This is a genomic window from Piscibacillus halophilus (genome assembly GCF_900110685.1).
In the GTDB taxonomy this organism is placed as follows: domain Bacteria; phylum Bacillota; class Bacilli; order Bacillales; family Alkalibacillaceae; genus Piscibacillus; species Piscibacillus halophilus.
This window is the reverse complement of record NZ_FOES01000067.1, coordinates 1-6870: the sequence shown is the minus strand read 5'-3', so window position 1 is coordinate 6870 and position 6870 is coordinate 1. Positions and strand designations below refer to the sequence as shown.

The following is a 6870-nucleotide window of genomic DNA, read 5'->3' as shown; positions in this document are numbered from 1 at the left end:
GTCTGAAATGCGTTTTCTCGATCTCGTGGCACCTGAAGGTCTTGGATGCGACCGTATTTCGTATCCAATTGACGACCGTAACTGCCGTTCTTATAGTTTTTTAGCTCAGGATTTTCTTCGAAAAATTGATTCATTTCTTCCTTCATAATTGTTTCTAGCTTCTCTTGGACGAAAGAGCGGACTAATTCGTCCAGTTGATTTTCGAGGTTGTTTTGTCCTATACTTGTAAACATGAGGTAGGGCATCTCCTTTCATGAGTTGATTTCGTTGTTTACTCTGAGGATACCCTGCCTCTTTTTTTGTCTTCAAGAGTTTTACACAAACTATTGTACGTCATCTATACTAATATTTGGAATAGTTAGCAAAACAAACATATGAGGAGCAACGGTCATGAAATCCTTTCTAGTGCATTATTGGACTTGGATTCTTTTATTTATGGTTGGCTTAAATCTCGTACTCGGTTTATTGATTCTTGAATTAAACTCAGAAGGGATTGCGGCACTCGTTTTTGGTGGAATAGGCTTTTTAGCTCTTCTTTATTTAACCTTGATAGATTATAAGAAACGAAAGGACGATTAGGTTGGGGAAAGTAAGGAATACTTTGATCTTCACTTTCTTTGTCGCGGGTTCGATCTGGGTTCTTTATATGCAAATGACGACTAGCTCTGAACCATATCAAGCCGTTGAAAAGGCCGCTGACAAGGAAGGCGTTGACCTTAGTGATACGGTCATTACGCATTTAGTCGATGATTGTGCGTATACATTGTATTACACGGATGACTCTTATGGATTCGCGTTATCAGAGAAAAATTTGTTCGGATGGAAAGTGGTAGATTTTGTTGATGGGTTACCTCTAGATAAATCCTTAGCGAATCAAGGGTATGCCTTCAGCAAGACGCTTGGGATTATCCACGGGATTGTGGATTCTTTCGTTGAGCATGTTCAGATTGATGGTAGTGACAGCAATATTTCACATATCCCAGGTGAAAATATTCGAGTTTGGTACAACGTGAATGTCACACCTGATGATGCTGAAAAGGTTAAGTTTATAGATCGTGATGGATCTGAGTTTTAATCTAATAGAGAGGAATTAGTTCTAATGAGTGAAAAGTTTATTGAACGTATTGATGCTGTTTTCTTACCCGTGAATGACTTAGAAAAATCGCTTCAGTGGTATCAGGAAACGTTTAATTTTGAAATTGTATGGCGGAATGAACGAATGGTAGGCTTATTAATCGTACCTAATGTTGGATTCCATTTAGTTGAGGTTCCAGATTGGAAACCAGATAACCGTTATACACCGATTAATTTTGCCGTGAAGAATGCTGATGACGTAAGAGAAATATTGATTAATCAAGGTGTTAAAGTGTCTGAATGGCGTCAAGGGCAGCCAAAGCGATTTGATTTCTGGGATTTATCGGGTAACGCGATTAGCTTAATCGAATTATAGTTTAAATACAACGTTAGGGGCTGAAGTGATTGAACCGAATTTTATTACACTTTGAAGGATTGACGGTTTTAGGGATCGCTCTTTATTTTTACTCTATCTTAGATTTTAGTTGGGTGCTGTTTTTGGTGTTATTGTTAGCCCCTGACCTTAGTATGCTTGGGTACCTCATAAATGAGAGAATTGGATCTGTGATTTACAACCTATTTCATACTTATATAGCCCCAGCCATATTATTACTCGGTGGTATCATTTTATCTGTCTCTTCCATTCTAGCAATTGCCTTAATATGGATTGCTCATATAGGAATGGATCGAACAGTAGGTTACGGACTTAAATACCCGACTGGATTTAAGGATACGCATTTAAACAGAGTTTAGCGGAGGTTTCTCCGTGTAGTGGACGATCCCTTTTTATCACCTTGAAATGAAGGGTTATTTCAACTGTCATCACAATCTTTTTAGCAGACATGGCTATTTCGATAGAAGTGGTGACAGGGTTCATGCTTTAAAAAGAAGTAACGTCTCTTATTTTCAATTAACATCCTTCCCTTGCGCTTTGCCACCTCTAAACCACGCTTGTACTTCTTTTTAATCAAAATTTTTCATATATTCCTTTGTGGAAACGTATATTATTTTTGTCTGTTTGTGAAACCAAATGACCTACTTATTCGTAATATCTTAATGTGGCATCAATATCGAGTTCTTCAAATACACCAAAATATTCCTATTCTGTATCTAGAACTAATTAACCATTTTAATGATTTTGACAAATTTTATCAAATTTTTACTGTGTTCCTATTAATAACCATTGTGTATTATGCTATGATAATACAGGTAAAAGCAAAAAGGGAGGAAATGCGTTTTGTTTAAAAAAATCATCATGAGTGTTATGTTGTTAGCTGCTTTATTATTAGCAGCATGTAGTGAGTCACAAAGTGATAAGGAAGTTGTAAAAGATGGCTATCAATCTTTAATGGAAGCTGATTCTTTTGATGCGACATTTGATTTAGATGTTAATGTTGATGCTGATGTTCAAGATCCATTCATTGAGCCGTATATTCAAATGATTAATGATATGGAATTAAGCATGGATATGGTCGCAGATAATGAAAAACAAATCCAAGAAACAGTCGTCCATTTCGAGGGAACTCTAAGCCCAATGACCATTAGTATGGATTTACCTATGTATCAGAACTTAAAAGAAGAAAAAATGTACATTCAAACAGACAGTCTAGTAGAAAACTTAGGTATGTTCATGCCATTACCTGAAGATGCAAAAGGTAAGTTAATCGAAGTTGATATGGCTGATGTTGAAGGTATGGAAGAAGAAGAAATGGATATTGATGAGCTAACTGAACAAGTACAAAGCATTGTAAATGATTTCATCGATGAGAAAAGTGAAGATGACTTTACTGAAGAAGATGGAACTTATATCGTAACATTTACTAAAGATGATTTAGCTAATTTAGTTGGTAAAATCGCATCTGAAGTAGATGATACAATCACTGATGAAGAACTTCAAGAAGGTATTGATGAAATCAATACTGCTTTAGAGGACATTGACTTAAATACATTCGAAATCCACATGACAATGGATGGCGATCAAGTTAAGAGCCAGAAGTTTGTATTGGATGCTGGTTTCGAAGCTGAAGGTAACGCTGTACAGCTAGAATTAACAGCTGACACTGTTTACAACAGCATCAACGAAGATGTTGAATTCACAATCAACCCTGAAGATAGCGAAATTATGCCAATGGAAGAATTTGAGCAGCTAATGATGGGCGGAATGGAATATTAATTTAAGTAAACTCACCTGAGCAGGTGAGCTAACCACTTAAAAAGAGCCGGTTAATCCGGTTCTTTTTTATGTTTTATTATTGAAATTCGGGCAAAAATAAGATGCAATAATGTTAAGCCCAAAGCAATACATTTAAGTGTGACTAGCCGAATTCGGTATAATGTTTATGTGGATTTTTAACTACAAGGAGAAGGCGAAATATATGAAGAACAGTATGCATTTATACTTGAAAGACTTAAAAAACATTTCAACAAACTGGGTAGCCGCAATTTTAATTGGTGGATTAATGATACTTCCGTCATTGTATGCGTGGATGAATATTGAAGCATCTTGGGACCCATATGGACAGACGGATCAAATTAAAGTCGGTGTTATCAATAATGATACAGGGTCTACAGTGCGTGATGAAGAGATCCATGTAGGAAATGAATTAGTCGAACAACTAAAAGATAATGATTCAATGGACTGGCAGTTTGTCGATGAAGAGACAGCCATGGATAAAGTAGAATATGGAGACTACTATGCCGTCATTGTGATTCCCGATGACTTTTCTGAGAAATTGGGGACTGTGATTAATGATCAACCCACAAAAGCCGAAGTTAATTATTATGTGAATGAAAAAATTAACGCGATTGCTCCGAAGATTACCGATAAAGGAGCTACCACAATCGTTGAGGAAATAAGCTCAAGCTTTATCTCAACTGTCAATGGCGTAATTTTTGATATGTTTAATCAACTTGGCCATGAATTACAAAGCTCTCTACCTGATATAAGGCAATTCGAGGATTATGTTTTTACAATTGAAGAAAAGTTACCTGAAATAAAAGAGGTTTTGGACGAATCACTCTCTGATGCTGAAAACGCCGAGGTCATGATCCATGATGCTCTTAACCTTATTCCACGCGTAGAAGAAGCGTCTAATCAAGGGCTTTCGACAGTAAACGAGACCTTGAATTTTATTAATGATGCAGAAGAACGTTTAGATGAGATAGCACCACGAGTGAACGAGGATTTGAACACCATCCAACAGGCCATTCAAGATACGAATGAGTTTTTAGAATCCGTTGAACCATCTTCAATGGATTTACTGGATATGAACGAGCAAATGAACAATTGGAATGAACAAATTAATAGTACGGTTACATCTATTGAAACAGTAGAGGAAATTTTACAACAAATTCAAGAAGAACAGGAATCTGGTGAGGATTCGGGAGAAGATTCAGGTCAATCAGAAGAGAATAATCAAGAACAGATTGAAAATGCATTAAATGAACTGGCAGCAATGAAAGCTACCTTACAAGAATTGCAAAATCAACTTAATCAAGTTGATGAGATGATTGCGGAACATAATCAAGAGTTAGAAGATATGATGGCTAACTTACGAGAAACGGCTCAATTCACGAATGAGCGATTGGATGCTTTTATTACCGAATATAAAGAAACGATTGAACCTCGTGTTAGAGAAGAAATTCAACATGCAAAAAGTTCATTAGAATCGGCGAAAAGCATTTTAACCAAGGTTCAAAATACGATTCCTGAAGCACAAAACATATTAAATCGAACCGCAACTAATTTAGCAGATGGTGAAGATTTATTAGAGAGTGTCATAGCGGAATATCCGTATATTAATACGAAAATAAATGAACTGGCTGATGAGATCCGTCAGATCCAAGGAGAAACGGATTTAGAGGAAATTATCGAGCTATTACAAAACGATCCTGAAGCAGAGGAAAGCTTTTTTGAAGAACCCGTCAAGCTGAATCAAAACAAACTGTTTCCTATTGAAAATTATGGTACAGGCATGACACCGTTTTATACCGTATTGGCGATATGGGTTGGTGGATTATTATTGGTTTCTTTATTGGCAACCGATCCGCATCACATAGAACCGTATACAGGAAGACAGATTTACTTTGGCAGATTATTGACCTTTGTCACGATTGGCATGATTCAAACCATCATTGTGACATTAGGTGATATGTATCTACTGGGTGTAAATGTCCAAGAACCAGTTTGGTTTATATTATTTGGGCTTTTATCGAGCTTTGTGTTTATCACCATTGTTTATACTTTAGTGTCGGTGTTTGGTGATATTGGAAAAGCTTTAGCTATTGTTTTCCTTGTTTTACAAATCGCAGGTGCTGGAGGAACGTATCCAGTGGATTTATTACCAGAATTCTTTCAATCCATTCATTCTTTCCTTCCTTTCACCTATGCGATTAACTTGATGCGTGAAGCTGTGGGAGGAATTGTTTGGACTAAAGTACAACATGATGCAGCAATCCTTTCGACATTTGGACTAGTGGCATTACTTGTGGGCGCCCTATTTAAAGCGCGTTTGAACAAGTATACACACCAATTAATGAAGAAGTCGAGAGAAACGGGATTGTTTCATTAACTTTAAATGAATTTTTAATAACTGAAAATAATAAGTAAGTTAAAGAATGGGCTACCTTAACAGTTGGTAGCCCATTTTTCTCATTTCCATTATATATGATCGTTTAAAAGTCTATTACTAGGTTTTTCTATGTTTATCATTAATTCAAGTTTATTATTCTGCAAATGTATGATTTCCAATTTCAGTGACTGTCTCACGAGTAAAAATCCACTCATTGGTAGCTATATCAGGATTATAATAATAGGTTGAACCTTGTGTTGGGTCATAACCATTAACCGCGTCCATTACAGCTTGATAAGCAATGGGACTTGGTGGAAGATTATATTGTCCATCATGGACGGCAGTGAAAGCATTCTGTTGTAATATAACATTGCGAATCGTATTAGGGAAGTGAACTGAACCTTCTCGGTTTAAAATAACGGCTGCCACGGCCACCTTACCCTCATAGGATTCACCTCTTGCTTCACCATGTACAACCCTTGCCATCATCTCAACATTGTCAATTTGATATCGCGTCTTAGTTCCAACAATTCCGTCCACCCAAAGATTGGCATCATATTGGAAATCTTTAACCGCTCTTTCGGTTAAAGGGCCGAAATATCCCGTAGGTTCGACGTTTAAATATCCCATTCTATACAATTTCCCTTGAAGATCTTGTACTTCTTGTCCCGTATTTCCATATTCTAAAGTAGTCGATGCCTGAACCTCGGTATCATTTCCCATTAACAACATTCCTAAGAACAAAATAAATACGCCCTGTGTAAATGCTTTTTTCATTTGTTCCCTCCTATTTGATTTCGCGAAACCGGATTATAAGTAAAGCATTTGCCCTTCGAAGGAAAACTTGTTTTTACTTATTCCCGATTATCTGAAAATAAAACGTAATGGAGGAAAATCTTACATATGTAACTGCTAAACTAAATTATACAGTTTTCGCTAGATAAAATTGAACACTTTTTTACCAAATTTCCTTCGGAAAAGTATATGATAGGTTTTTAGAGTTCATTAACTTTGCTGGAGGTGCGAAAGGTGGAAAAGTGGGAAGTGTACATTAAGATTCAACAATTATTAGAACAAGGATTTAGCAAAACAAAAACGGCAGACAAGCTTGGTATTTCAAGGGGGACGTTATATAACTATTTAGAGAAATCACCAGAAGAAATGGCTTTATGGGTTGCTTCAACTCAACACAGAAAGAAAAAACTTGATATACATAAAGATCTAA

General features: G+C 36.4%; 9 protein-coding genes. 7 read left to right on the top strand and 2 right to left on the bottom strand.

The genetic code is table 11. The features are described 5' to 3' along the window. The coding region (locus tag BMY57_RS15525; protein WP_143063796.1) for a transposase at window positions 1–233 on the bottom strand (233 nt) is incomplete at its 3' end. Window positions 234–390: 157 nt separating this feature from the next. Here BMY57_RS15525 and BMY57_RS15520 point away from each other — a divergent pair. The 6 genes from BMY57_RS15520 to BMY57_RS15490 all read left to right on the top strand — a co-directional run bounded on the left by BMY57_RS15520 (window position 391) and on the right by BMY57_RS15490 (window position 5645). After that, complete coding sequence (locus BMY57_RS15520) at window positions 391–579, top strand: hypothetical protein (protein ID WP_091776274.1); 189 nt, start codon at window positions 391–393, stop codon at window positions 577–579. A gap of 1 nt (window position 580) precedes the next feature. After that, the gene (locus tag BMY57_RS15515; protein WP_175614783.1) at window positions 581–1075 is read left to right on the top strand and encodes a hypothetical protein; all 495 of its coding nucleotides are present in this window, start codon (window positions 581–583) and stop codon (window positions 1073–1075) included. A 24-nt stretch (window positions 1076–1099) separates the two neighbouring features. Next, entirely contained in the window at window positions 1100–1450 is a 351-nt protein-coding gene (locus BMY57_RS15510) for a VOC family protein (RefSeq protein WP_091776268.1), read from the top strand. A gap of 29 nt (window positions 1451–1479) precedes the next feature. Continuing rightward, window positions 1480–1827 (top strand): DUF4260 domain-containing protein, encoded by a 348-nt coding sequence (locus BMY57_RS15505; RefSeq protein ID WP_091776266.1) that lies wholly within the window; start codon window positions 1480–1482, stop codon window positions 1825–1827. A 484-nt stretch (window positions 1828–2311) separates the two neighbouring features. Beyond that, window positions 2312–3247, top strand: a complete 936-nt coding sequence (locus BMY57_RS15495) for a hypothetical protein (RefSeq protein ID WP_091776260.1) — start codon at window positions 2312–2314, stop codon at window positions 3245–3247. Window positions 3248–3449: 202 nt separating this feature from the next. Then, the gene (locus BMY57_RS15490) at window positions 3450–5645 is read left to right on the top strand and encodes a YhgE/Pip domain-containing protein (protein WP_091776257.1); all 2196 of its coding nucleotides are present in this window, start codon (window positions 3450–3452) and stop codon (window positions 5643–5645) included. A gap of 153 nt (window positions 5646–5798) precedes the next feature. Here the strand turns inward: BMY57_RS15490 and BMY57_RS15485 are convergent, their stop codons facing one another. Continuing rightward, window positions 5799–6422, bottom strand: coding sequence for a cell wall hydrolase (locus BMY57_RS15485; RefSeq protein WP_091776254.1), 624 nt, complete (start codon window positions 6420–6422; stop codon window positions 5799–5801). A 252-nt stretch (window positions 6423–6674) separates the two neighbouring features. On the opposite strand from BMY57_RS15485, the gene BMY57_RS15480 reads away from it, so the two are divergent. Then, a partial coding sequence (locus BMY57_RS15480; RefSeq protein WP_177176408.1) for a helix-turn-helix domain-containing protein occupies window positions 6675–6870 on the top strand: 196 nt, incomplete at its 3' end.

What these genes read in the sequence shown, in the direction of transcription:
- BMY57_RS15520 (WP_091776274.1), top strand. Translation starts at nt 391, where the DNA reads ATGAAATCCTTTCTAGTGCATTATTGGACTTGGATTCTTTTATTTATG.
- BMY57_RS15510 (WP_091776268.1), top strand. Translation starts at nt 1,100, where the DNA reads ATGAGTGAAAAGTTTATTGAACGTATTGATGCTGTTTTCTTACCCGTG.
- BMY57_RS15490 (WP_091776257.1), top strand. Translation starts at nt 3,450, where the DNA reads ATGAAGAACAGTATGCATTTATACTTGAAAGACTTAAAAAACATTTCA.
- BMY57_RS15485 (WP_091776254.1), bottom strand. Translation starts at nt 6,422, where the DNA reads ATGAAAAAAGCATTTACACAGGGCGTATTTATTTTGTTCTTAGGAATG.